Consider the following 24,719-nt stretch of genomic DNA (forward strand, 5'->3'; position numbering starts at 1 on the left):
TCAGCGTGGCATTGGGATGAATTGTGGATGAAGGCCGGTCAGGATGGCCATTGCCCGGTCGCTCATCAAGTCACTTAGAGCTTTCTCGGAACTTCGTAGCCCGCCTGTATAGGTGCCATAGGCCGGTAGGATAAGCCGTGCATTATCCATCAAAAACGCCGGGCGTGTGATCGTCCGACCGCGTGCCCTAATGCACGTCTTGGGATGATAGTGCCCCGAGATTTCGCCGTGATCACCGGGTTGGGCGATATGCCGAAAAACCAGCGGACCTACCGCGTATTCAGCCAGATGTGTTCCGCCCAGGTCTATTGGACCCGGGTCGTGGTTTCCTTCGATCCAAATCCATTGTCGGCCTGCTTGCAGGGCCGTCAACGAAAGCTTCTCGGCGGTGCCCAACGCCGTCAAAGTATCCAAATCGTCAAAGCTGTCGCCCAGGCAGATGACAGTTTGCGCGCGGGTTCTGTCGATGTCGGCTGCCAGCCGGGTCAGGGTGTCCTGACTGTCATAGGGCGGCAAAGAGGGACCACCGCGCCGCGCCATACGTTCGGATTTGCCAAGATGCAGATCGCTGACGCATAACAGTTTCCGGCTTGGCCACCACAACGCACCAGATCCAAATGCGCGCAGGTCTTGTTCAGCAAAGGAAAACGCCAACTCGTTCATGGTACGTTCTTTGCCTGTTTTGGCCGCTGGCGCAAGCTGAATTACTTTGCGTCTAGTCCCGCAGCCTGTAGCAACCGGGCGCTTTCCTCGGCCAACAGGCGTTCTTCGGCGGCACCTTTGACCGGTACTTTGCCAACCTCCAGAAACAACGGCGCGGCGAGGGGAGAGACCCGATCCAGCCGAACCAGATCTATCCGGTCACCAATTCGTTCAATCATTGTCTCGATACGTCCGAAATCTACTAGTCCGCGCATTGCTTCCTCGCGGGTGATCTGCATCAGAAGGTGGTTGGGGTCATATTTCAGCAGAGTGTCGTAAAGAATATCCGAAGAAAACGTAGCCTGACGCCCGCTTTTGCGTTGCCCGCCCGTATTGCGCTCGATCAGGCCTGCGATGGTGGCCGAAGCGCGAAAGGTGCGTTTCATGACAGCGTTACCCGCCAGCCATGTCTCAAGCCCGTCACGCAGTTTGTCCAATTGGAGCAATGGGCTTGGGTCGGTTACAGCATCCAAGCCCCAAATCAGCGTCGCATAGTCGGTGGCGACAAAACCAAGCGGCGCCAACCCGGTTTCCTCCATCCGTTTGGTCAATAAAAGCCCAAGGGTCTGTTGCGCATTGCGCCCAGCGAAGCCGTAAACACACAGGTGTTCACGACCGTCATTGGGAAAACTTTCGATCAGCAAGCGATCCCGTTGAGGCAATCGGGACATATCCCGCTGCAACGCTAACCATTCGGCCGTGTGGGCAGGTAGTTGTGGCCACTCCGGCTGAGCGAACATGCGCAGGATACGGTCGCTGAGTTGGGTCGAGGTCGCGAACTTGCTGCCCGAAAATGTAGCGATCTTGGGCTTCTTGTCCGCCCGGCGGCTGACTTCGACCACCATTTCTCGCAGTCCCTCGTACCGTACGATCTGTCCGCCGATCAGAAACGTATCTCCGGGCGTCAGAGAGGCTGCAAATGCCTCCTCGACCTCACCCAGCGGTTTGCCCCCGCGATTGCGCTTTAAGCGGACTTTCAGCGTGTCTGTGTCCTGTATCGTGCCCAGGTTCATACGAATACGCTGTGTTGCCCGTGGGTCTCTTAGCTGCCATTTCCCGTCTGGCCGCTGCAAAAGCCGCTGCCAGCGATCATAGGCGCGCAGCGCGTAGCCGCCGGTTGCACAGAAATCCAAACAGGCGTCGAACTCAGCGCGGCTGAGATCGGAATATGGCCCTGCTGCCGTCAATTCGGTGAACAGGTCATCTGTATCGAACGGGCCTGCCGCAGCGGCGATGAGTACATGCTGGCACAAGACGTCCCTTGGGCCCGGTCCGCGCGGTTCGCCATCCAGATCATGGGCCTTTGCCGCCGCCAACGCGGCGACGCACTCGACCACTTCAAACCGGTTCGCTGGCACTAATAGGGCTTTGGACGGGGCGTTGTAACGGTGGTTGGCACGACCAATGCGCTGAACCAGACGTTTGACGTTCTTGGGCGCGCCAATCTGGATCACCAGATCCACATCGCCCCAGTCGATGCCCAGATCCAGACTGCCGGTGCAAACAATGGCGCGTAGGTCACCACGGACCATTGCAGCCTCGACCCGTTCGCGTTGTTGCCGATCCAGGCTGCCATGGTGAATGCCAATGGGCAGCCCGTCATCATTGGCAAGCCAAATGTTGTGAAAGAATATTTCGGCCTGCGCGCGGGTGTTGTGAAAGATCAGCGTGGTTTTGTGTTGTTTGATCTGATCCAGCACCGCAGGGATCGAATAGGCCGCCCCTCCACCGGACCAGGGCGGCATCTCTTGCGTCTCAAGCATTTGGATATCGGGGTCGGGGCCGGGATCAGCCTGAATGATCTTGCAAGGATCGGGGTGGCGGGCCAAAAACTGCGCGATGGCATCAGGGTCTTCGACTGTGGCCGACAGGCCGACGCGTCGCAGGTCAGGGCACAAGCTCTGCAAACGGGCCAGCGCCAACATCAACTGATCGCCTCGTTTGCTTTCGGCCAAGGCGTGGATTTCGTCCACGATCACGCGTTGGACGCCTGCAAACATCCGCGGGGCGTCTTCGTACGACGTCAGTAAGGCCAGGCTTTCAGGCGTGGTCAGCAGGATGTGCGGAGGGTCCACGCGCTGACGTTTCTTTTGCGTGGCCGATGTATCGCCTGTTCGGTCTTCGATGCGGATGGGCAGGCCAATATCGTCCGCCGGGCCGCGCAGGTTGCGGCGGATATCGGCGGCCAAAGCCTTGAGTGGGGAAACATAGAGCGTGTGCAGGCCGGGGCGATCATTTTCCGCCAGCTCGGCCAGTGTCGGCAGGAAACCGGCCATCGTTTTGCCACCGCCGGTCGGCGCAATAAGCAAAGTGGCCGGGTCCGCAGCCCGGTCAAACATCTCTTGCTGATGTGGATGGATGGACCAGCCTTTGGCGTCAAACCAATCCGTGATCCGGAGGGGAATCTGCGTCATGAACGCAGACTACCCGGCCTGTCCCGGAAATGGCACGGCGTTAATTTACGATTACCTCGTCTTTGACGAACATGTTGGCCCAGGCCCTGTCGATCAGGTCGGGGCTCATCTGATAGGGGATGCCCTCGAATTCGCAGATCGAGATCATTTGGTCGATCAGGAAGATCGGCTGATAGTTGGCATAAACGTTGTTGATGGTCGGGTACTTGACCTTCAGCAAGTGCACCAGAGCGGATTCATCCAGCGGCATGCCGCGTTTCCGCGCCACCATTGCAAAGATTTTTAGGAAGTCTTCTTGAACGGGACCACCGATCTTGATCTTGAAGAAGATCCGGCGCAGGGCCGCTTGGTCGAATATCTCATTTGGGTGGAAGTTGGTCGAGAAGATAACCAGTGTGTCAAAAGGCACTTCGAACTTTTCGCCAGACTGCAGGCCAAGAATGTCCTTGTTCTCTTCCAAAGGAACAATCCAGCGGTTGATCAGCGCCTGTGGCGGTTCCTGCTGACGACCAAGGTCGTCCACGATGAAGATGCCACCGGTTGATTTCAGCTGCAGGGGCGCCTGATAGGTACGTGCAGTCGGGTTGTAGACCAGATCCAGCATTGAAAGCGAAAGTTCACCGCCCGTTACCACGGTCGGGCGTTCGCACTGAACATAGCGTGTGTCGAACCGCTTGCGACGGCGCAGGCTGTTGGGGTCATCCGCCTCTTGCTCGATCGCAGTGTGGACGATCGGATCATAGACCGTGATGACCTGACCTGCATACTCGATGGCACTGGGAACATAGACGTTGTCCCCCAGCGCGTCGCGAATACCGTTCGAGATTGAGGATTTACCGTTACCCGGAGGGCCATACATCAGAATTGACCGGCCGGCGCTGACTGCGGGGCCCAGATGGTCCAGTAGGCTGTCGGGCAGAACAAGATGTCCCATCGCACCAGTTAGCTGATCGCGGGTCACCTGAATGTTTCGGATTGACTGACGCTTGACCTGTTCCCGGTATACGTCCAGCGGAACCGGCATAGCGCCGAAGTATTCAGATTGGCTCAGCGCGTCCAGTGCACGGGCTTTGCCGGCATCGGTAAGCTGATAGCCCATCTCGTTGCCACTGTTGGCGTTCAGTGTGCCCGTCGCTTCGAGCAGTTTCTGTTCGCGTGCGATGTCTACAAGTTCTTGCGTGACGGCACCCGGCAAGCAGATCGCTTCCGCGATTTCCGTGACCGTATCCACGTTCTTTCGGAATATCGTCTTAAGCAGAATGTCCCGCATCATCACGATGGGCAGTTTCATTTCGGCCATACCCTTGGGGGCAGGGGGGGCCATAACTGAGGTCGTCTGCATATTCATGAGCGTTGCCCGTCTATCCACTAATCACGCCAAAAGCCCCATAAGGGCTGCTTGGATAAAATCTTAACCTGATTTGTGTCAGCACAAAGGCATTGAAGAGGCGGGCTGATGATAGTTTATGAGCCGGAAACAGTTCCGAAAATCAAATAGATCGCCAAACTGGCCCCTAACGGAAAACCCATCGGAAATTTCTTGCCCCGATCCCAGCTCTCCCAGTCCGGGGCGATCGCCCGAAGGCGTGTGTGCTTGGCCAGCCTGTGCGTCACATATGCACCAAGCATGGCGCAAGTGGCGATCAGCGTCATAAGCAGATAGTCACCGGCCCAGACAAAGGCTGAGGCGGCAGCCAGAAACTTGGCATCACCAGCCCCCATGACGCCGGCCGCGTTCAACAGGATGCCGAAAAACAAAACGACCACGATGTGCAGCAATTGCCATAGATAGGGCGGAAGTGTCAGGGCAATCGGACCCACGCCGCCGGTCGTCCACTCGGTGGCCCAGGGTGGCAGTACAATCAACCCGACAACAGCAAAAACCGCGGCCAAAGCGATCACGGCATGATTCTTGATCAGCATGCTACGCAGATCGGTGAAGGCCACGTAAAAGCAGATCGGCAACACAAATGGTAAAAACCATGCGGCTGCCGTCGCAGGGATATTCATGAATCAGGCCTCTTCAAGCGCGCGAAGCGATCGAACGGCTTCCTCATAGTGCTGCGGGTGGGTTGCGATGGCTTCGCGGAACAGGTTCTTGGCCGTTGTGATGTCGCCTTGTTTGATCGCAGAAATACCCATTGTATTCAGCAGCATGGCCCGCTCAACCTGCGTCAGAGGAACAACCGGCATGTTATAGTTGCCCTGCGCGGCCCTGGCCAACACGAGGTTGTTCTTAGCGGTGAACAGCGACTTGTCCTGACGGATTGCTTCGGAAAACAATCTTTCAGCATCGGCGTAGTCACCGCGCGACAGCTTTGAGTAGCCCCAGTTGTTCATTACGCTGCCAGGGCGCGTGGTCAGACCGACGGCTGTTTCGTAAAAGTGATCCGCGCGTTTCCAGTCTTTACTGGAGTCTGCAACGACCGCCTCAAGACGGTAACGTTGGAACGTTTCATAGGTTGGTGGAACAGAATCCAGCGTCGACTTGGCTGTTGGCCAGTCACCTGCGCGGACCGAAGCGGCGGCGTATTCGACCCGGTCGACGTTGCTTGCGCCCTTCATCGAGGTCACTTTTTTCCACGCCGAAGCGGCCTCGGTTGTGCGCTTGGCACGGGTAAGAGAAATAGCAAGACCCCGCTGCAGGTCGATCCGACCAGGGTTTTTCGCGGCGGCCCCTTTGAAGTAGGTCACAGCCTCGTTCGGATCAGCCGCGGTCAGAAGAACCTCGTTCAGGTTGGTTTCGTCTATGACGTTCACTTCCTGATAGGTGCGTTCGACCTTTTCTTCTTCGGTTTCCTTTTCGCAGGCGGACAGAACCATCCCGCAGATCACCATCGTCGGAATCAAGAATTGTTGGCGCATTTTTTGCGTCCCTTACTGCTCTTGCCAATGTTACGGGAGCTTGCGCAGCATGAATTGCCCGTCGCCTTGCTGCTCCAGTGTATATTCCTGTTTTTCCGGGGTAGTATTAACAGGATTTTCCATTTTTGCGAGTGCTAAGCGCAGATTGTCCAAGATTGCGTCACTTTCGCCATTGTCCAAAGCAAAGGCGCGCCTGAACATCTGCTCAGCCTCTGGGTATTCCGCCTTTTCCATTAGCACAACACCCAGATTATTCCACGCAATGGGCCAAGCGGATTCATCCTCTATCGCTCGGCGCAGCAGTTCTTCTGCTTGCCCCAAACGCCTGAGACCCAGGTTTGCAGTTCCCATTGAGGTCAGGAGTTCCGTTGTCATCCCTTGATCCAGCGCGGCGCGGGAAAAGGAAGTCAGCGCCAGCTCATATTCGCCCGATGCCATCAGTCGGTTCCCGACCGTAATCGGATCAACAGCTTCGGCTTTGGAGTCAACGCCCGGAGCGTCCAGACCGTTTGAAAGGCCCGTTTCTGTACAAGAGGCCACCATGGCAAGAACCAAAGTGGCCTGAAACATGTGGCGTAGCCTGAACCGGATACACCTGAAGTTTAATGCCATCGGGATGCTATCCCCCACTTGCAAAGTCCGCGATGCCTTTCGCCGAGGGTCCGACCAAAATGACCAGCAATGGCGGCACAGTCAGCATCATTGTGGCAAGTGTCATTTTGGTTGGCAACTTGTTCGCAGCCTCTTCGGCGCGCATTACCCGCTTATCACGCATTTCACCGGCATAAACCCGCAGGGCTTCGGCGATTGACGTACCAAACGCGGCCGACTGGATCATAACAGTCACGAACGAGCTGACATCCTGAACACCGCACCGCGTGCCAAAGTCTCTGAGAACACTGTCCCTGTCCTTACCTGCTTTCAGTTCGTGCGCGACGACTTCGAACTCCAAGGCGATATCCGGGTATGAGACCTTCATCTCTGCCGCGACCCGAACGATTGCCTGATCCAGTGACTGACCCGCTTCTACGCAGACCAGCATCAAGTCCAGAGTATCGGGAAACCCTGCGACGATGGCTTCTTCTCGCTCGGCTACGCGCCGCGTGATCCAATAGCGGGGTAGGAAGTAGAACGCACATGCCGGGATCAAGACGCGGGTGGCCGTTTGGGTCGGTGTAAATTCCTGACCAGCGGAAAAAACCGTGACTAACAGAACACCAATCGCCACACCGACCAAACCAAGGGCAAATTGGGCAAAGTGGAAAAAGCGGACTGCGTCCTTGGACTGATATCCCGCCTGGCGCAGTTTGAGTTCCATCGCGGAAAGCTCTTCCTGATTCTGCGGTTCCAGGAAATTCGCGAATTTCTGAAGTTGCTCGTTGCGACTGGCTTGTCGCAGTTTGTCTTTCTTGCCCTTTTTGCTGTCCTTGGGCGCCGCATTTGAACGCTGCAGTTTCTTGAGAGGGTCCTCTGGCTGGTTCAGTATCAGTGGCAAAGCCACCAGGATCATAAACAACCCCAGAACACCAACTACGATAAGTGGTCCGAAAGGCCCCAAATGCTCGGTTAGGACTGCATTGATTTGGGTCAAAAATTCCATACTCAAGCCCTCAGACTTTGATATTCGTAAGAATGCGCATGACGATCAGGTTCAGTGTCAGCATGATGCCAACAAAGAAACACATGGGAATGAACAACTCGTGGTCAACAACGTCGTCGTAGTAACCCGGATCTTTCACCAAAATGAACAACAGGCAGAATAGGGGGAAGCCAGACAGGAACTTGCCGGACCATTTGGCTTCGGCCGTGATCGCCTTAACGCGGCGGAACAGACGGAACCGAGCACGAATAACCTGGGCCAGGCCCGCCAAAATCTCGGCCAGGTTACCACCGGCCTGTTGCTGGATGCCGACAGCGACAGACAAAAAGCGCAGATCCTGCATTCCCAAGCGTTCGGCCATGTCCTTCAGGGCGTCACCCACGTCACGACCATAGGCGCATTCGTCAGCAATCACGCCAAATTCCGTTCCAAGAGGATCCTGCACCTCATTTGCAACAATTTGAATTGTCGAGACAAATGGGTTGCCAACGCGAAGAGAGCGCACCATCAACTCAACCGCGTCGGGCAGTTGTTCTTCCATCAAACCCATGCGTTTCGAAGCTTTATGGTTCACCCAAGCATATACGCCACCGACGCCAATTCCGATCGAAAGCGCAATCCGCAACACGACCTCCGTTCCTGTGCCGATGCTCAAGCCCACATAGGCAAATCCAGAAACCAGCATCATGATCATGATCAATTGGCGAGGTGAAAAGGCGATAGCAGCTTTTTGTGCCTTGTCGGCCAAAAGCGAATAGAGCGGGATGCTCTGGGATTTCATATGCTGCTGCATTTCCTTGCGCAGCTGTTCCAGAACCTGTTCGCGTCCGACGCCTTTTTCCAGCATATCCAGACGCCGGTTCACACGGCTGTTCAGGCTGATGGACTTGCCAAATGCCACAAGATAGATGCCCTCGACCAGGAGAAGAACTCCGACGAAGATCACAACATAGATAAGAGCCTCTACGGGCAGTTGCATTTCCGGATCTCCTTAGACGGTCGTAGGTTCGTAGATGGATGACGGTAGATCAAAGCCCCACAGACGGAAGCGTTCGGAATAGTGGCTGCGCACTCCGGTCGCGGTGAAATGGCCAATGATCTTGTTGTCCGGCGTTAGTCCAACGCGTTGAAACTTGAAAATTTCCTGCATGGAAATCACGTCACCTTCCATCCCCGTAATCTCAGTGATCGAGGTCATCCGACGTGAGCCGTCCTGCAGGCGGCTGGCCTGTACAATCAGGTTCACAGCGGATGAGACTTGGCTGCGTACCGCTTTGATAGGCATCTCGATCCCGGCCATCGCAATCATGTTCTCGAGACGCGAAATCCCGTCACGCGCCGAGTTGGCGTGGATCGTGGTCATCGAACCGTCGTGGCCGGTGTTCATGGCTTGCAGCATGTCGATCACCTCGGCGCCACGCGTCTCGCCCACGATGATGCGGTCAGGACGCATACGAAGAGCGTTTTTCAGACAGTCGCGCGGGCTGACTTCGCCTTTGCCTTCGACGTTGGGGGGGCGGCTTTCCATCCGTCCCACATGGGTCTGCTGCAGCTGAAGTTCCGCAGTATCCTCGATGGTCAGGATGCGTTCGGCGTCATCAATAAAGCTGGACAAGGCATTCAGCGTCGTCGTTTTACCCGAGCCAGTACCGCCCGAGACAATGATATTCAGGCGCGTTGAAACAGCTGCCTGCAAATAGGCGGCCATTTCCTCTGTGAAAGCGCCGAAATTGACCAGATCGTCGATGGCAAGCTTGTCTTTTTTGAACTTACGAATGGAAACCAGTGACCCGTCAACGGCGATAGGTGGCACCATTGCGTTGAAACGCGATCCGTCAGCCAGGCGGGCGTCAACATAGGGGTTGGATTCATCGACCCGGCGACCCACGGCGGATACGATCTTGTCGATGATCCGCATCAGGTGCTTTTCGTCCTTAAACGTGACGTCGCTGATTTCAAGCTTGCCGAACCGTTCGACAAAAATCTGCTGAGGACCGTTTACCAAGATATCGTTGACACTGTCATCTTGAAGCAGCGTCTCAAGGGGCCCCAGACCAGTGACTTCGTCATACAGCTCTTTGTTAAGCTGTGACCGGTCTTCGCGGTTCAGAACGATATCGCGGGATTCGAGGATTTCGCTCGAGATCGCGCTGATTTCCGCCCGCAGTTCAGATTCTCCGGCCTTTTCAAGGGCCGCAAGATTCAGGTTTTCCAGCAGTTCCCGGTGCATCTCGATCTTGATCTCACCCAAGCGCTCTTTGCGCTTGCGATCCCGGTCCGATCCGACCGGTTCAGCAGCCTTCTTTTGAATTGGGCGGCGTGCGACGGCGTTGTCAGTGGATGCTTTTTTCGGAGCAGGCGTTTGCGCCGCAGCTTCAGGCGCTGGAGCAGCCTCGACCGGCTGCGCTGCTGGCTGCTTCTTGTATCTTGAAAACACGGCGACTACCCCTCTGAAATACGGTTACGCGGCCTCGGCGCTGCTGCTGCCCAAGCTGTGAAGCGATTTTGCAAGTTTTGCGATTTCCCGCCGCAGCGGGTTCTTGGCGGCGGATTTGGCCAGCGGCAATCCGTGATCACCGCTTTGCATGACGGGTTTGCCGCCATCCGGCAATTGCAGGTCAATTGAAATGCCTAGGCTTTCGCCCATGCGCTTGACCCGGCCTTTGCCATTCAAGTCAGTGAATTTCGGGGCTCGGTTCAGAGCGAACCGGAGTTTGTTGAACGGCAGTTCCTCGGCCTGGAGGGCGCGTTTCAACCGCAGCGCATTCTGAGCGGATCGCATGTCCAGCTCGATCATGGCAAAGTACACATGCGCAGCCTGAAGAACCGTTTCCGACCAATGAACAAGGGTCGTCGGCATGTCGACGACCACGTAGTCGAATTTCCTGCGGGCAATTTCGATGACGCGCTCGATGTCATCGGGTGTGATCAGGTCCAACGGAACCATATCGGACGGTGCAGTCAGAACCTCAAGCTTTTCCTCATAGGTTTGTAAGGCCTGCGAGAAGACATCGTCATCCATCAAAGTAGTGTCTGACAGCATCTCAAATATGGTTTCGCGTCGGGGAAGGTCCAGATATGTCGACACGCTGCCATATTGCAGATCCAGGTCGATGACGCACACAGACGGCGCCTCTTTGTCTGACGCTGTTGCCAGCTCCCAGGCGAGGTTAACCGCCATGGTCGTTGATCCCACACCGCCTGCCAGCCCATGGACCACAAACAGCGCGCCTTCTTTCGAATCACCCTGGGCGACCTGAGCGGCCACTGCAGTCGCCGCCACCGGTTCAGGTTTGTTCATGCGCTCGATGGCTTCCTGCAACTCTCCTTCGGGAAGAGGGTAGGGGACAAACTCGTCCGCGCCCTTGCGAAGCAGTTGGTGCAGAGACGCAGGTGTGACGTCTTCGGCAATCAGAACGATCTTGATCTTTTTCTGTTTGGCCTGGGAGATGATTTCGCCCATCAGCGAAAGGTTGTCCTCATCTTCTCCGTCAATAGCAAGCGCAACGAATTCAAGGCTTTCCGCCTCTGCCTGGCTGAAAAAAGCCAGAGCTTCGGCAAAACCAAGGTCGCCCCAACGTTCACCCAAAATGGTTTCCATGTCCTCGATCAGAAGATCAAAATTTTGGACGTCACGGCTGATCGTGCAGGCCAGAATGGCAGTTCCGTCATCATGCGTTTTGGCGCTGGTCATTCACACAATCCTCGTCGTCTGGGCCTGCTCGCTGCCCGAACATGTTTGGTTCGGTTCAGTTCGCTGTTGCCCGGTCGCGGCCAATTCGGACCGCACTTCACCTAATTGTTGAAAAGATGGCTTGGAACTTAGGCAAGATTTTGGCGCAAAAGAACCAATTGTAGGGAAATGGGCGACGATGCCGCCCATTTCTTATGGATTATTCAGAATCGCTGCCGCCAACATCGTCACGCTGGATGTAGCTCTCTCTCGTAGCGCTGGCGACGTATTCGCGATAGATGATAGCAGCGTACTTGCCATCCAGCACCAGCGGGTTACGCTCCATGAAACCGGACACTTCAGTCACCGTACGCCTGTTGCGACGATCTCGGTTCGGAGTGTCGATTAGAGGCTGTGTTTTCCCAAAGGAAACAACGGCTTCCAAGCGTGAACGCGAGACTCCCTGCTGCGTCAGGAATGCAACAGCGGCGTTTGCGCGGCGTTGCCCAAGCGACTGGTTATACCCGGTAGAGCCTACAGCATCGGTATGGCCGTAAACGCGGAACCTAACTTCGGGGAACTGCTTGATCCACGCCGCTTGCCGCAACAAAACTCGCTGTGCCTGAGCGTCCAGCTGAGAACTGTTAAACGCAAAATTAATCTGCGTCGGCACCTCTGCGGCAAACCGCCGGCCCAGGATTTGGGCGTATGTCAGCTCACCGTTCATGACCTGAACGTTGTTTAGCGTTGCGTTGCCAAAAGCGCCTTGGTCGATTTCGTACCCCGCTTCACGCGTACACGCGGCAACGGCTACCGACAGACCCAGTGTTATGATCCACTTCTGCATTGGTCCTATCCTCTCAATCATTCCAGGATGTAGCCGTATGAGCTGCCAAAGTCTTGTTTGGCGACTTCAGACGCGCCCCCCGAACCTACCCGTGTGGTTCGGGCCGTTTTCCCGTTCAGGAACAAGTCAAACTCGGTAGGCGGTTTGACGCGGTCTGTCGGCAGAGCAAGAGCTTCACCGCGTGTGGGTGATACCAGATGTGCTGTGACGATGACGACCAGTTCAGATTGCTCACGCTGGTATTCCGCGCTGCGGAATAAAGCACCCAGCACAGGAATGTCGCCGACCCATGGGATTTGGCTATTCAGGTCCGCGAAGTTGTCCTGAATCAACCCTGCAATCGCAAAGCTCTCTCCGTCTCGCAATTCAACTGTCGTCTTTGTTTGACGCGAGATAAAAGTGGGCACGTTGTTGCCTGCAATTGAAAAGTTGGAGTTCGGGTCAATAGTTGAAACTGATGTACCTAACTCAAGGTTAATCAGATCACCATCCACCACGCGGGGGGTAAAGAGAACCTGCACACCAAAATTCCGATATTCGATTGCAATGTTGCCGTCGTCCGCAGGAACAGGAATCGGGACTTGGCCACCCGCCAGGAATTCAGCTTCCTGACCCGACAGCGCTGACAGGTTGGGCTCCGCAAGCGTTCGGGCAAGCCCTTTAGTTTCAAGCGCTTCTAGCAGCAAGCGTACTTGCGTGGAACCAGCACCAAAGCCAAACAGAATAGCACCTGTGTTTGTCTGTTGGATGGGAATGTTGTTGTTCAGTGCATTGGCCAAAGCGCCTGCGCTGTTCAATGTGTTGAAACCACCTGTCGTGTCGCCGCCACCAAAGCCCAACGATGCGGTCAAGCTTTTGGCAACCGACCGGTTCATTTCTGCAAAGCGAACTTTCAGCATGACCTGCTGAACACCGCCAACGGACATCAGGTTCGACACCCTCTCGGGCGCGTACCGTTCTGCAAGTTCCAGAGCGCGGGCCAATTTGGCCGAACTGGAAATCGTGCCAGAAAGAACGATGCCGTCGTTGGCAGTGCGCACTTCGATTGGCTCGCTCGGCAGAATCTGTCGCAACCTTTCTTTGAACTCAGACACATCCGGCGATACACGGACCCGAACATTTGCCAGCAGGTTGCCGGCTCCGTCGAACAAAGTCAGCGTGGTCAGGCCAGGTGCCTTACCCAATACATAGATGGTACGATCAGAAAGCGACGAAATGTCAGCGATGCCTGCGTTGGCGATGCTTAATTCCGCAAATGGTGTTTCGCTTTCAACGACAATTGCGCGGTTCATCGGAACGTCCAGCGTTTCCGCCGTACCGTTCTTAACCACGCGAAGTGTTTCAGCCTGGACAGCAGTGCTGGCCGAACTGATAACTAACGCCAACCCCAGAAGGGTTGCGTTGAACCAAGATTTTATTTTCATGTGACCTGCCTCTCCGATCACGCCTCGTTTTAGGTCTAACGCCTTATGTGTGACAACACTGCGCGAATTACGATTTTATTGCAATAATCAATGGTTTCTGTAATTTTCCTTATGTGGGCAATGCGCAACAATCGAAACGAAACAAGCCGCGCTGATGGCGCGGCTTGTGGCTTTAACATTTTGATTTTACGCTAGTTTGTGCAGGGTGTAACTATTCCTGTATCGACGATCTCGCCGCCGCGACGCGCTTTGACTGTACAAACCCTTTTCTGGACTTTGACTGGCGCGGGTGCTGCTTCTTCGATTCCCAGCAGTTTTCTTTGGTCGACTTCAATTGCTGTTGCTATGGTCTCATCCTGGACACCAACCAATGCCAATGACAACCTACCCGTATTCTGGGCTTGGGCAAGAGCTGCGACCTGTTCAGGAGTTATAGCCACTGTAACCGTTCTGGCGATAGTTGTTCCAGTCAAGTCTGAACCTGCGGTCTGGTCGACAGCAATCAATTCAATATTGTTCTGGATAAGCCGCGTGATCTCACCTTCACCACCAGTACCCCTCAGAGATCCGGTCCAGTAAACGTCAATGTTATCGCCTGGGCGTAAGAAGCCCGATACACCAGATGCAACATCTACACTGATTGCGAAGGCGCGCATGCCTTTCTCAAGGCGAGACGTCAGCCCGGCAGATTCCCCGGGCTGAGTGATTTTGACAGTCAGAAGGGCCTCGTCTTTTTCCATTGCGCGCAGGACAAAGCGGTCGCCTCTTGCATTCTCTGGGAACAGTACGGCCATATCGGAAAAAGTTCCTTCGGGAATCGCGTCCTCAGGCCACTGCACGACGCGTACATCTTCCTGCGCAAGACGCTCTCCATATTTCATGACCCGGTTTGCGACCATCACTGGGACAGTCGGAATGGTCTTAACATTTGCGAGCGCATTTTGAGTCGCTAGCCTTTCTCTCTCAAGTTTTGCTTGGGTTTGACTGATGTAGTCCTTTGCCAAGTAGACGGCCCCACCGGCCAAAGCGACCCCAACAATCAGGACAAGTCCAAATACTAGCCGCATTCGCGTCCCCTCTTAGTTATTCTATCTAGGTTTGTTCGCCAAAGATTTACGACGAAGATCAACTTTGATTAAAGGGAGATTGTGTCGAAAAGGGGGACAATATCTGAACTATTGTGCGTCCATTAGGTTTTTTTGGACATATAGGCAATTGCGAGTTTACGAGTCTGGCGCGTCGAAACGCACAGAAATCTCGTCCGCAACATCAATCCCACTCAGGGCTGCACCTGATTTGGCATCCAGGTCTCGGACCGGTTGGTGAAATACAACGAAAACACCGGCGGCAATTCCCACGATTGCGGCTGTCAAAACAACCCAGTCAACCGTCACGGCCCCGTCTTCAAACTTGCTGAATACGCATATTCTTTTGAGCATATCGTTTCCAATTTTGGGCCATGAATGATTTCGGGGCCGGGTCAAACAACCCGGCCCCGAAAAAGAAAGTCAAAGTGACAATTTGTTTAGCCGCCGGATGTGGTTGTGCCGCCCGGGGTGACTGGGATGACGTCTGCTGTAGCTGTCGCTGCGCCTTGCAGGGCTGCGCCAACTTCGTTCGAAACTGCCTGAGTGCCGTTACCAATTTGTGTGTAGGCGACTGATGCCAGGCCAACGATTGCTGCGGTCAGAACGACCCAGTCTACTGTTACGGCGCCGTCTTCATCTTTGCGGAAGTTCTTGATGAACTTGATCATGTTACGTCCCTCCTAAAGGATCAAAAAAGTCAATTAAACCTCGGCGTCTATCAGAGCATTCTCTCTCAGTCCGCTCCCGATCGTCTCGGTATGGCACTATGATTGACCGCTGTGCATGGCAGGAATTGGGCCAAACCCCATTTTTTTTTGGTGAAGTTTAACTTTTTGGTGGTTATTTTCATAAGTTATTGAAAAAAATAAACAAAAAAGAAAATCTAACAGAGGTTGTCCGTTCGCCCCGATGCAAATTTGCGGCAAATGAGGCGAATTTGCCCCATTTCGCATTGTTTTTCTGGCCTTGCGGGCAGATTCGAGGTTCAACTCAACCAAAAGAAAAACATGAGGCAGGCAAATGAATCTCCGGCTCGCAATGACTTGCGCCGGTTTGGCGGCGTTGATGTTGTCTGGCCCAGTGCCAGTCGTGGCGAACGAGGTTGAGCCAAGAGGCGTCTACAAACGGGTCAAGGCCCCACAGCCTGGCACGCGGCCGCGCGTCACGGTCCAGATTACGCCCGATGAGCATGCGCAGACCCCTTCTGCCCCTAGTACAGGCGTAGAATTAGTCGAACCTGAAATCATCGCGCGCACGCGTGTCGTACCGCCAACTCTTCCCGGTGCGAGCAAAAAACCGGTTGGTTCGTACAAGGCTTTCTGGGAAAGGGTGTCGCCGTCATTGAACGAGGCCGGGTCCGGGCGGCTGCACGATGCCATGAATGCACTGGCTGCGATCAATGTCGCGGCACCCCGTTTACAGACCCTGCAAAACATCGCCCAACAGCGTCGCGTGGATATTCTGCGCTCGACCGTTGGAACAAATGTCTCTCCGGCATTGGTTCTGGCGGTCATTTCCGTTGAGTCCGCTGGGCGCACCGACGCTGTAAGCTCGGCAGGGGCACAAGGATTGATGCAGCTGATGCCTGCAACCGCCAAACGTTTTGGGGTTCAGGACAGTACGCAGCCGTCGCAAAACATCGCGGGAGGTGTGAAGTACCTGAACTGGCTGATGGAAGAATTCGGTAACGACCCGATCCTCGTCCTTGCAGGGTATAACGCTGGGGAAGGGGCCGTACGTAAGCACGAGGGCGTCCCACCTTACGCAGAGACCCGTGATTACGTACCCAAGGTTCTTGCAGCGTTTCAGGTGGCGCGGGCGTTGTGTTCGACACCGCCTCAGCTGATTACGGATGGGTGTGTATTCCAATCGTTGAACTGAAAATGGCCCACCCGAAACGGTGGGCCTTTTCATTGGTGTGAATTAGTTGACGATGTTGGCTTCGGTCGCAGCGCGGATCTCGTCTTCGGTCACGCCTTCGGCGATCTCGATGATCTTCAGGCCGCCATCAACCACGTCCAGAACGCCAAGGTTGGTGATGATGCGGTTCACCACCTTCTTGCCAGTCAGGGGCAGGGTGCACTTCTTCAGCAGCTTGGACTTGCCGTGCTTGTTGGTGTGGTCCATCACGACGATCACGCGACGAACACCTGCAACCAGGTCCATCGCGCCGCCCATGCCCTTCACCAGCACGCCTGGAATCATCCAGTTGGCCAGATCGCCTTCTTCATCGACCTCCATCGCGCCCAGAACGGCGGCCGCGATCTTACCGCCGCGGATCATGGCAAACGATGTGGCACTGTCGAAATAGGCGGTGCGGGACAGCTCCGTGATCGTCTGCTTGCCAGCGTTGATCAGATCCGGGTCTTCTTCGCCTTCAAAGGGGAAGGGGCCCATGCCCAGCATACCGTTCTCGGATTGGAGGGTGATGTCCTTGTCACCAACATAGTTTGCCACCAGCGTCGGAATACCGATGCCGAGGTTTACATACATGCCGTCTTCCAGCTCTTGCGCCGCACGTGCGGCCATCTGATTGCGATCCCAGGGCATTATGCTTCCTCCTTCTTACGGGTGGTGCGTTGTTCGATGCGCTTTTCGTGCTGACCCTGAATGATGCGATGCACGTAGATGCCGGGCAGGTGGATCATATCGGGGTCCAGCGAACCACGCGGCACGATTTCCTCGACCTCGGCGATGCAGATTTTGCCACAGGTCGCAGCAGGTACGTTAAAGTTGCGCGCGGTCTTGCGGAAGATCAGGTTGCCGGTGTCATCGGCCTTCCAGGCTTTGACAATGGCCAGATCGGCAAAGATGCCTTCTTCCAAGATGTAAGTCTCGCCATTGAAGTCTTTGTGCTCTTTACCATCGGCGATCACTGTGCCCACACCGGTCTTGGTATAGAACCCGGGGATGCCTGCACCACCAGCGCGCATGCGTTCGGCAAGGGTTCCTTGCGGGTTGAATTCCAGCTCCAGCTCTCCTGCTAGGTACTGACGCATGAACTCGGCGTTTTCACCGACGTAAGAGCTGATCATCTTTTTGACCTGCTTGGTCTGCAACAGGATGCCGATGCCGAAATCGTCAACGCCGGCGTTGTTCGAGGCAAACGTCAGATCTTGAGCGCCCGAGTCCTTGATGGCCTCAAGCAGCAATTCGGGAATACCGCATAGGCCGAAACCGCCCGCCGCGATCATCATGCCGTCCGAAATCACTCCATCGAGCGCTTCGGTGGCATTGGCATAGACTTTCTTCATGGAAAACTCCCCCAATGACATGGTGATGGCGCAGGTTGTGCCGCCACGTCACGGGGAAGTCAATGAAACCAAGGGGTAGGTGGTATTTCTACCTAGCCAGTCGTCAGGTGGCCGCCTTTTTGGTCGTCTTCTTGGCAGCAGCTTTCTTTTTCGGAGCCGCTTTTTTCTTGGTGCCCTTTTTGGCTGCGCGTTCGTTGACCAGTTCAATGGCCATTTCCTGTGTCACATCCTCGGGCTTGATATCTTTTGGAATGGTCGCGTTGACCTTTTCCCATTTCACGTATGGCCCATAGCGCCCATCCAGAACCTGCATCGCGCCGCCATCTGGGTGCTCGCCCAATTCCTTCAACGCTTTGGCCGCTGCGCGACGGCCCCGCCCGGGGTTGGCGCGCTTTTCAGCCAGCAACTCGACAGCGCGGTTCATGCCGATCTCAAACACGTCGTTGGGGTCTTTGAGGTTGGCGTAGACCGGCTTGGCCTCATCCGCCAACTGATGCATCAGATAGGGACCAAACCGCCCAAAGTTCGAGCTGATCATGCCACCCTCTGGGTGTTCGCCAATCTGGCGGGGCAGGGACAACAGCGTCAGCGCCTTGTCCAGATCCATGTCATCCTTGCGCCAGCCACGCGGCAGTGAGGCGCGCGGTGGTTTCTTGTTCTCAGGCGTTGGTTCGCCGCGCTGAACATAGGGGCCAAAGCGGCCGGACTTCAGCCAGATATCTTCCCCTGCATCTTCGCCCAGAAGACGTTCCTCGCCTTCGGCACCTTCGCCGGCGATGGGGCGGGTATAGGTGCATTCAGGATAGTTTCCACACCCAACGAACCCGCCGGTTCGCGACGTTTTCAGGTGCAATTGACCCATTCCGCATTTCGGACAGACACGCGGGTCCGAGCCGTCTTCACGCGGCGGATAAAGCTGCGGCGCCAGGGCTTCGTCGAGTTTGTCCAGAACCTCGGAGATCCGCAATTCGGACGTCTCGCCGATAGCAGCCGAGAAATCGCGCCAGAACTTGCTCAGCAACTCCTTGTAGTCTCGCCCACCGGCGCTGACGTCGTCCAATTGTTCTTCCAGATTGGCGGTGAACTCATACCCCACGTACTGCCGGAAGAAATTCAGCAGGAAGATCGTAACGATCCGGCCCTTCTCCTCGGGGATCAGCCGGTTCTTGTCTTTGCGCACATATTCCCGGTCCTGAATCGTGGTCACGATCGAGGCATAGGTCGACGGTCGCCCGATCCCCAGTTCTTCCATCCGCTTGACCAGCGTAGCCTCGGTGTAGCGCGGTGGCGGTTGCGTGTGGTGCTGCAGGGCCAGTACAGATTCGTTCTCGGACAGAATGGCCTCTTTCGCGGCCTTTTCAGTGCCCTCGCTGGTCGCTTTGGTGAACTGATCGCGCATGGATGTTTTGGCAAACCGAGCTGGATCGCCCTGCATGATTTGCGGTAGGCGCTTTTCATCATCATCGGCCACGTCGTCGCGGCCTTCTTCATAAACGCGCATGAACCCGTCGAACAGAACAACCTGACCGGTGGCGCGCAGGCCGACCTGGCCGTCATCGCTGCCAATCTCGACCGCCGTGCGCTCCAGCCGGGCCGCAGCCATCTGGCAGGCAATGGTACGTTTCCAGATCAGGTCATACAGTTTGCGCTGATCCTCATCTGTGACCTTCAGCGCCTTGGTATCGCAGGACATATCCGTCGGGCGGATACACTCGTGCGCTTCCTGGGCGTTCTTGGCCTTGTTTTTATAGATACGCGGGCTGTCTGGCACGTATTCTGCACCGTAACGGTCTGCGATGGTATCGCGAGTGGCCGCCACGGCCTCGGGCGCCATGTCAATGCCATCGGTCCGCATATATGTGATGTAGCCCGCCTCGTAGAGGCGCTGCGCCACTTGCATCGCGTGGCGCGCACCCATGCCAAACTTGCGGCTTGCTTCCTGCTGCAAGGTAGAGGTCATGAAGGGCGCACTGGGGTTGCGCGCCGCAGGCTTAGCCTCGACCGAAGTAACGCTCAGCGCGCGGCTGGTGATGGCCTGCACCGCCAGTTCGGCCTGCGTGGCGTTGGCCAGATCATGTTTGTCCAGTTTTTTACCGGTCAGCGTGACCAGGCGCGCCTCGTAAGCCTGGCCGCGCGGTGTTTCGAACACTGCCTTCACAGACCAATATTCGACTGGTTTGAACGCTTCGATTTCCATCTCGCGTTCAACGATCAGGCGCAGACAGACTGACTGAACGCGACCGGCAGACTTCGCGCCGGGCAGCTTGCGCCACAGAACCGGTGACAAGTTGAAACCCACCAGATAGTCCAGCGCGCGGCGGGCCAGATAGGCCTCTACCAACGGCATGTCGACCTGACGCGGGTTCTGCATCGCCTCGGTCACTGCATCCTTGGTGATCGCGTTGAAGGTCACGCGGCTGACAGGCGTATCTTTCTTGATCGAGCGGCGCTTGGTCAGGGCTTCTTGCAGGTGCCAGCTGATGGCCTCACCCTCACGATCAGGGTCAGTCGCGAGAATCAGAGCGTTGTCTTCTTTCAGCGCATCGGCGATGGCTTTGACATGTTTGCGGCTGTCGTTGCCGACCTCCCATTTCATCTCAAATTCATGCTCGGTATCGACTGATCCGTCCTTGGGCGGCAGGTCCCGGACATGGCCATATGAGGCCAGCACCGTGTAGTCGGGGCCAAGATATTTGTTGATTGTTTTGGCCTTGGCAGGGGATTCTACAACAACTACAGGCATTTAAGGGAAAACCTCGCTCGACGGAATTGGCGCCTTCTATGATCGTGCAAGATGTGGAGGGCAAGGGCGAATTGTCAATGCGTTCCTTTGAACACAGGAATTATGTGGTAATTTCAATCACGTAACCTGTGCATAAAAAGGACTTGGGCAGAAACCAGGCCTCAGCGATGCAGATTATGGTGACAGCGACAGGAGGCCGCCGGGCTGGCGCTGGATCTGTCCCTCGAGTTCCAGATCAATCAACGCCGGCCCGATTTCTCCGGCCGTTGCGGCAATGTCGCGGATCAACTGATCCTCTGCAATCGGGGAGGGGCCCAGTCGCGACAGGATTTCACGATGCAGTGCGGTACCTGCGATCACCGGTTTGGCTACAACGTCGGGCACGGCGGGGGTCTCGACTTGACCTGTAGGTGCCCGTTTTGGAAGCGCCTCAATGACGTCTTCGGCGGCTCGCACCAATATCGCGCCGTCCCGGATCAGCATGTTGCACCCGGCAGCGCGTGCATCGAAAGGGTGCCCGGGTACGGCCAGAACCTCGCGCCCCTGATCCAAGGCGTCCCGCGCAGTAATCAGACTGCCGGATTTTGCGGCAGCTTCGACGACGACAACCGCCTGCGCCAGACCTGAGATAATCCTGTTTCTGCGCGGGAAGTGCCGGGCCTGCGGTGTGATGCCCATGGGCTGTTCCGAGACACGCAACCCGGTTTGGCCAATCTTTTCCGCCAAAACAGTGTTTTCGGTGGGATAAACGACATCCACGCCGCCTCCCATTACAGCGACGGTGCCTGTTTCAAGCGCGGCCATATGGGCCGCTGTATCAATGCCGCGTGCCAGGCCGGACACAACGACATAGCCTTGCATGCCGAGATCTGTGGCAAGCCCCCGCGCCATCCGCGCCCCCAGGGACGAACAATTCCGCGCGCCGACCAGTGCAATCGACCGGCGCTGAAGCAGAGAGCTATCTCCAATCGCCCAAAGCATTGGTGGGGCGTCGGAAAGATCATGCAAGGCATCTGGATAATCGGCGGAGCCAAGGCACAAAAGGTGCGCGTTCGCGGCTTTTGCGGCCTTGAGTTCCGCCTCAATCACGCCGGGGGGGCAAACTTCGTACCCATCAATTCCGGCAGCGCGTGCCATTTCCGGCAGCGCGGCCAGCGCGTTCTGCGCCGAGCCATGTTCCCGTAGCAACCGACGAAATGTCGCCGGACCAACCTTGCGAGAACGCAACAGACGAAGCCAAGAAAACCGATCCTCTTCCGTGGTGCGTGGGAGTGTGGGGTGATAGGAAGAATGCTGCTCTTCGGTCATCCGATGCTCCGCCTGATTGCAGAACTGGTTTACGATTGCTGGGGTTAACAGCTCGTGAATCTCTTCAAATTATCCGGATAATTTTCGGCGTTTGTAATTGAGAGTTATCTAGTGCGTTTAAATGTATGGAATAAAAAAAACTGCCTTCAACGCGCTCGCCTGACAGGATGTTAAGGCGCCGGCGGGCTGGAAGCGCAGCGTTAACCCTGCGCTCTCGATTTCCCGCCAAGCGATTCCCGGCTATGCGGCCGATCCGCCGACTGTCAGGCCATCCATCAGAACGGTAGGCTGGCCAACGCCGACCGGCACCCACTGGCCGTCTTTGCCACAGGTTCCCATGCCCGGATCCAGCGCCATGTCGTTACCCAATCCCCGAATGCGTTTGAGGGCGGATGGGCCGTCGCCGATCAGGGTCGCGCCTTTGACGGGTGCCCCTATTTTACCGTTTTCAACGCGGTACGCCTCGGTGCACGAAAACACGAATTTGCCGTTGGTGATATCCACCTGACCGCCGCCGAAACCAACGGCCCAGATACCGTCCTGGATGTCCGCAACCAAAGAGGCCGGATCAGCCTCACCACCCAGCATCACAGTGTTCGTCATCCGCGGCATGGGTTTGTGCGCATAGCTTTGACGCCGCCCGTTTCCGGTGGAGGCCACGCCCATCAGGCGCGCGTTTTGGCGATCCTGCATATAGCCGGTCAGGACGCCATCTTCGATCAAAACTGTCCTTGAACTGGGTGTGCCTTCGTCATCCAGAGAGATCGAGCCGCGACTATCCGGGATTGTGCCGTCATCAACAACGGTCACGCCTTTGGATGCGATCTGCTGTCCCATCAAACCGGCAAAGGCCGAGCTTCCCTTGCGGTTAAAGTCCCCCTCCAAACCGTGTCCGATTGCCTCGTGCAAGAGGATGCCCGGCCAACCGGGGCCAAGCGCGACCTCCATCACGCCGGCAGGGGCCGGGATCGCGTCGAGATTGACCAAGGCGATCCGCAACGCCTCGCGCGCTTTGTCCTGCCAATCCGACGGATCGATCAGACCATCTAGCCCGACGCGCCCGCCACCCCCGGCCGAGCCACTTTCGCGGCGACCGTTCTGTTCGACGATGACCGAGATATTGAGGCGGGTCATTGGCCGCACGTCTCGCATCAGTACGCCTTCAGGGCGCAAAATCTCTACTTCTTGCACGGCTGCGGCGATTGTCGCGCTAACCTGCACGACGCGGGGATCCATGTCGCGGGCATAGGCGTCGATCTCGCGCAGTGTTTCGATCTTGACCGGGAAATCAGCGGATTCAATCGGGTCTTCGTCCGTATAAAGGCGGGTATTGGTAGCGCGGGGACCATCGGCCAGCGTGCCGCCGCCGTCGCCAACAGCCAGGCGCGCGGTCTCAGCTGCCCGCTTCAGCGCCGGAATTGAGACGTCGGTGGAATGCGCATACCCAGCAACTTCGCCCTGCACCGCCCGCAGGCCAAACCCTTCGGAGGCGTCATAAGATGCTGTCTTCAAGCGCCCGTCATCAAAAACCAAAGCCTCGGATTTCCGCCGCTCGACAAACAGCTCACCGTCTTCTGCTCCGGAAGTGGCGGATTGCAAAACCGCAAGCGCTTCGTCATGCGGAATAGCGCTATCAAATGGGCGAAACGGGTCGTTGGACATCTGTTGGGACCTTCCGAGTTTGATCCAGATCAAAAATAGCGTCTGTTTGACGCAAGCATTTTGCTTTATCTACCCGACGGAATATGGTTTTTAACTCGGCCAAAGACAACGGGAGAGGTGCGACTGATTCACACCTTTTCGCCAGAGAAGCAAAGATCAGACGATCAGGACAGAAAATGAAGAATGCTTTGATGCTTTCGGGGTTGATGACAGCCCTCTCCAGCCTTCCCGCAATGGCTCAGGAGCTTGAGATTATTGGTAAGCCGGTTGATGGCGGCCTTGGGTTCCAGCCTGCTGCCACCAGCCTGGCCTTGGGGATTCAGCGGCTGGATGATATGATTCTGGTGATCATCACCGCGATCTGCCTGTTTGTTGCGGGTCTGCTGATCTACTGCATCATTCGCTACAATTCGCGTAACAACCCTGAACCGGCGCGATTCTCGCACTACACCCCGGTTGAGATTGCCTGGACCCTTGGCCCGATCCTGATTCTGGTCTTCATCGGTGCCTTCTCGCTGCCAGTTCTGTTCAATCAGCAGGAAATCCCCGAAGGCGACATCACCATCAAAGTCGTTGGGAACCAGTGGTACTGGACCTACGAATACGTTGATCACGATTTCGCCTTCGACAGTTATCTGCTGGGCCATCCGGCCACATTGGATGAAGGCGCACGCCCGGCTGATGCGGATGTGACCCCATTTGTTCTGAATGATGCCATGCGTGCCAAACTGGCGGATGCGGGCTACAGCGATGACGAATGGCTGCTGGCCACTGATACCGCCGTTGTGGTTCCGGTTGGCAAGGTCATCGTCATGCAGGTTACCGCTTCGGACGTGATCCACTCGTGGACTATCCCGTCCTTCGGCGTAAAGCAGGACGGTGTTCCGGGTCGACTGGCCGAACTGTGGTTCGAGGCCGAAAAGGAAGGCATCTATTTCGGTCAATGTTCCGAACTGTGCGGCAAGGACCACGCTTACATGCCAATCACCGTCAAAGTGGTCAGCGAAGAAGCATATGAGCAGTGGCTGCAAGGCGCGCTGGAAGATTATGCAGGTCAGCCCGCAGCCTATCAGGTTGCATCCAAGTAATGACCCGCGCGGGCTGAAAAGCTCGCGCCAAAGGTAATGCAGGCTGCGCGG

General features: G+C 56.2%; 22 protein-coding genes. 2 read left to right on the top strand and 20 right to left on the bottom strand.

What is annotated here, in order from left to right; translation table 11 throughout:
* The 15 genes from pdeM to RUA4292_RS06930 form a co-directional block, all read right to left on the bottom strand.
* Positions 1-663 (bottom strand): ligase-associated DNA damage response endonuclease PdeM, encoded by a 663-nt coding sequence (gene pdeM / locus RUA4292_RS06860; RefSeq protein ID WP_058276923.1) that lies wholly within the window; start codon positions 661-663, stop codon positions 1-3.
* A 41-nt stretch (positions 664-704) separates the two neighbouring features.
* Positions 705-3,116 (bottom strand): ligase-associated DNA damage response DEXH box helicase, encoded by a 2,412-nt coding sequence (locus RUA4292_RS06865; protein WP_058276924.1) that lies wholly within the window; start codon positions 3,114-3,116, stop codon positions 705-707.
* A gap of 40 nt (positions 3,117-3,156) precedes the next feature.
* Complete coding sequence (locus RUA4292_RS06870; RefSeq protein WP_058276925.1) at positions 3,157-4,464, bottom strand: DUF8689 domain-containing protein; 1,308 nt, start codon at positions 4,462-4,464, stop codon at positions 3,157-3,159.
* 116 nt (positions 4,465-4,580) lie between these two features.
* Complete coding sequence (locus RUA4292_RS06875; RefSeq protein ID WP_058276926.1) at positions 4,581-5,126, bottom strand: prepilin peptidase; 546 nt, start codon at positions 5,124-5,126, stop codon at positions 4,581-4,583.
* 3 nt (positions 5,127-5,129) lie between these two features.
* The gene (locus tag RUA4292_RS06880; RefSeq protein WP_058276927.1) at positions 5,130-5,981 is read right to left on the bottom strand and encodes a tetratricopeptide repeat protein; all 852 of its coding nucleotides are present in this window, start codon (positions 5,979-5,981) and stop codon (positions 5,130-5,132) included.
* Positions 5,982-6,011: 30 nt separating this feature from the next.
* Positions 6,012-6,419, bottom strand: coding sequence for a tetratricopeptide repeat protein (locus tag RUA4292_RS06885; RefSeq protein ID WP_306346060.1), 408 nt, complete (start codon positions 6,417-6,419; stop codon positions 6,012-6,014).
* Positions 6,420-6,600: 181 nt separating this feature from the next.
* Positions 6,601-7,581, bottom strand: coding sequence for a type II secretion system F family protein (locus RUA4292_RS06890; protein WP_058276929.1), 981 nt, complete (start codon positions 7,579-7,581; stop codon positions 6,601-6,603).
* A 10-nt stretch (positions 7,582-7,591) separates the two neighbouring features.
* Positions 7,592-8,560, bottom strand: coding sequence for a type II secretion system F family protein (locus RUA4292_RS06895; protein ID WP_058276930.1), 969 nt, complete (start codon positions 8,558-8,560; stop codon positions 7,592-7,594).
* A gap of 12 nt (positions 8,561-8,572) precedes the next feature.
* On the bottom strand, positions 8,573-10,018 hold the full coding sequence (locus RUA4292_RS06900) for a TadA family conjugal transfer-associated ATPase (protein ID WP_058272282.1): 1,446 nt from the start codon (positions 10,016-10,018) through the stop codon (positions 8,573-8,575).
* 24 nt (positions 10,019-10,042) lie between these two features.
* Positions 10,043-11,275 carry a CpaE/TadZ family protein gene (locus RUA4292_RS06905; RefSeq protein ID WP_058276931.1) on the bottom strand — a complete coding sequence of 411 codons (1,233 nt, stop codon included), beginning with the start codon at positions 11,273-11,275 and terminating at the stop codon, positions 10,043-10,045.
* A gap of 199 nt (positions 11,276-11,474) precedes the next feature.
* Complete coding sequence (locus tag RUA4292_RS06910) at positions 11,475-12,101, bottom strand: OmpA family protein (RefSeq protein WP_058276932.1); 627 nt, start codon at positions 12,099-12,101, stop codon at positions 11,475-11,477.
* Between the two features lie 17 nt (positions 12,102-12,118).
* Positions 12,119-13,525: a type II and III secretion system protein family protein gene (locus RUA4292_RS06915; protein WP_058277109.1), complete on the bottom strand. Its 1,407-nt coding sequence runs from the start codon at positions 13,523-13,525 to the stop codon at positions 12,119-12,121.
* Positions 13,526-13,716: 191 nt separating this feature from the next.
* The gene (gene cpaB / locus RUA4292_RS06920; RefSeq protein ID WP_058276933.1) at positions 13,717-14,592 is read right to left on the bottom strand and encodes a Flp pilus assembly protein CpaB; all 876 of its coding nucleotides are present in this window, start codon (positions 14,590-14,592) and stop codon (positions 13,717-13,719) included.
* Between the two features lie 156 nt (positions 14,593-14,748).
* On the bottom strand, positions 14,749-14,898 hold the full coding sequence (locus RUA4292_RS06925) for a hypothetical protein (protein WP_199519998.1): 150 nt from the start codon (positions 14,896-14,898) through the stop codon (positions 14,749-14,751).
* Between the two features lie 152 nt (positions 14,899-15,050).
* Entirely contained in the window at positions 15,051-15,281 is a 231-nt protein-coding gene (locus RUA4292_RS06930) for a Flp family type IVb pilin (RefSeq protein WP_058276935.1), read from the bottom strand.
* 352 nt (positions 15,282-15,633) lie between these two features.
* Between RUA4292_RS06930 and RUA4292_RS06935 the strand changes: the two genes are divergently transcribed.
* Positions 15,634-16,494 carry a lytic transglycosylase domain-containing protein gene (locus RUA4292_RS06935; protein ID WP_058276936.1) on the top strand — a complete coding sequence of 287 codons (861 nt, stop codon included), beginning with the start codon at positions 15,634-15,636 and terminating at the stop codon, positions 16,492-16,494.
* Positions 16,495-16,536: 42 nt separating this feature from the next.
* Here the strand turns inward: RUA4292_RS06935 and RUA4292_RS06940 are convergent, their stop codons facing one another.
* From RUA4292_RS06940 to tldD, 5 genes are all read right to left on the bottom strand, one after another.
* Entirely contained in the window at positions 16,537-17,163 is a 627-nt protein-coding gene (locus RUA4292_RS06940) for a CoA transferase subunit B (RefSeq protein WP_058276937.1), read from the bottom strand.
* Complete coding sequence (locus tag RUA4292_RS06945; RefSeq protein ID WP_058276938.1) at positions 17,163-17,867, bottom strand: CoA transferase subunit A; 705 nt, start codon at positions 17,865-17,867, stop codon at positions 17,163-17,165. The genes RUA4292_RS06940 and RUA4292_RS06945 overlap by 1 nt, the downstream gene beginning before the upstream one ends.
* A 103-nt stretch (positions 17,868-17,970) precedes the next feature.
* Positions 17,971-20,610 carry a type I DNA topoisomerase gene (topA, locus tag RUA4292_RS06950; RefSeq protein ID WP_058276939.1) on the bottom strand — a complete coding sequence of 880 codons (2,640 nt, stop codon included), beginning with the start codon at positions 20,608-20,610 and terminating at the stop codon, positions 17,971-17,973.
* 174 nt (positions 20,611-20,784) lie between these two features.
* A complete protein-coding gene (dprA, locus tag RUA4292_RS06955) occupies positions 20,785-21,918 on the bottom strand; it encodes a DNA-processing protein DprA (RefSeq protein ID WP_058276940.1) in 1,134 nt (377 codons plus the stop codon).
* Between the two features lie 240 nt (positions 21,919-22,158).
* A complete protein-coding gene (tldD, locus tag RUA4292_RS06960) occupies positions 22,159-23,580 on the bottom strand; it encodes a metalloprotease TldD (RefSeq protein ID WP_058276941.1) in 1,422 nt (473 codons plus the stop codon).
* A 176-nt stretch (positions 23,581-23,756) separates the two neighbouring features.
* Here tldD and coxB point away from each other — a divergent pair, with 176 nt between their 5' ends.
* Positions 23,757-24,668: a cytochrome c oxidase subunit II gene (gene coxB / locus RUA4292_RS06965; RefSeq protein ID WP_058277110.1), complete on the top strand. Its 912-nt coding sequence runs from the start codon at positions 23,757-23,759 to the stop codon at positions 24,666-24,668.
* The last annotated feature ends 51 nt before the right edge of the window (positions 24,669-24,719 follow it).

Origin of the sequence: Ruegeria atlantica (assembly GCF_001458195.1) — a bacterium.
GTDB classification, from domain to species: Bacteria; Pseudomonadota; Alphaproteobacteria; order Rhodobacterales; family Rhodobacteraceae; genus Ruegeria; species Ruegeria atlantica.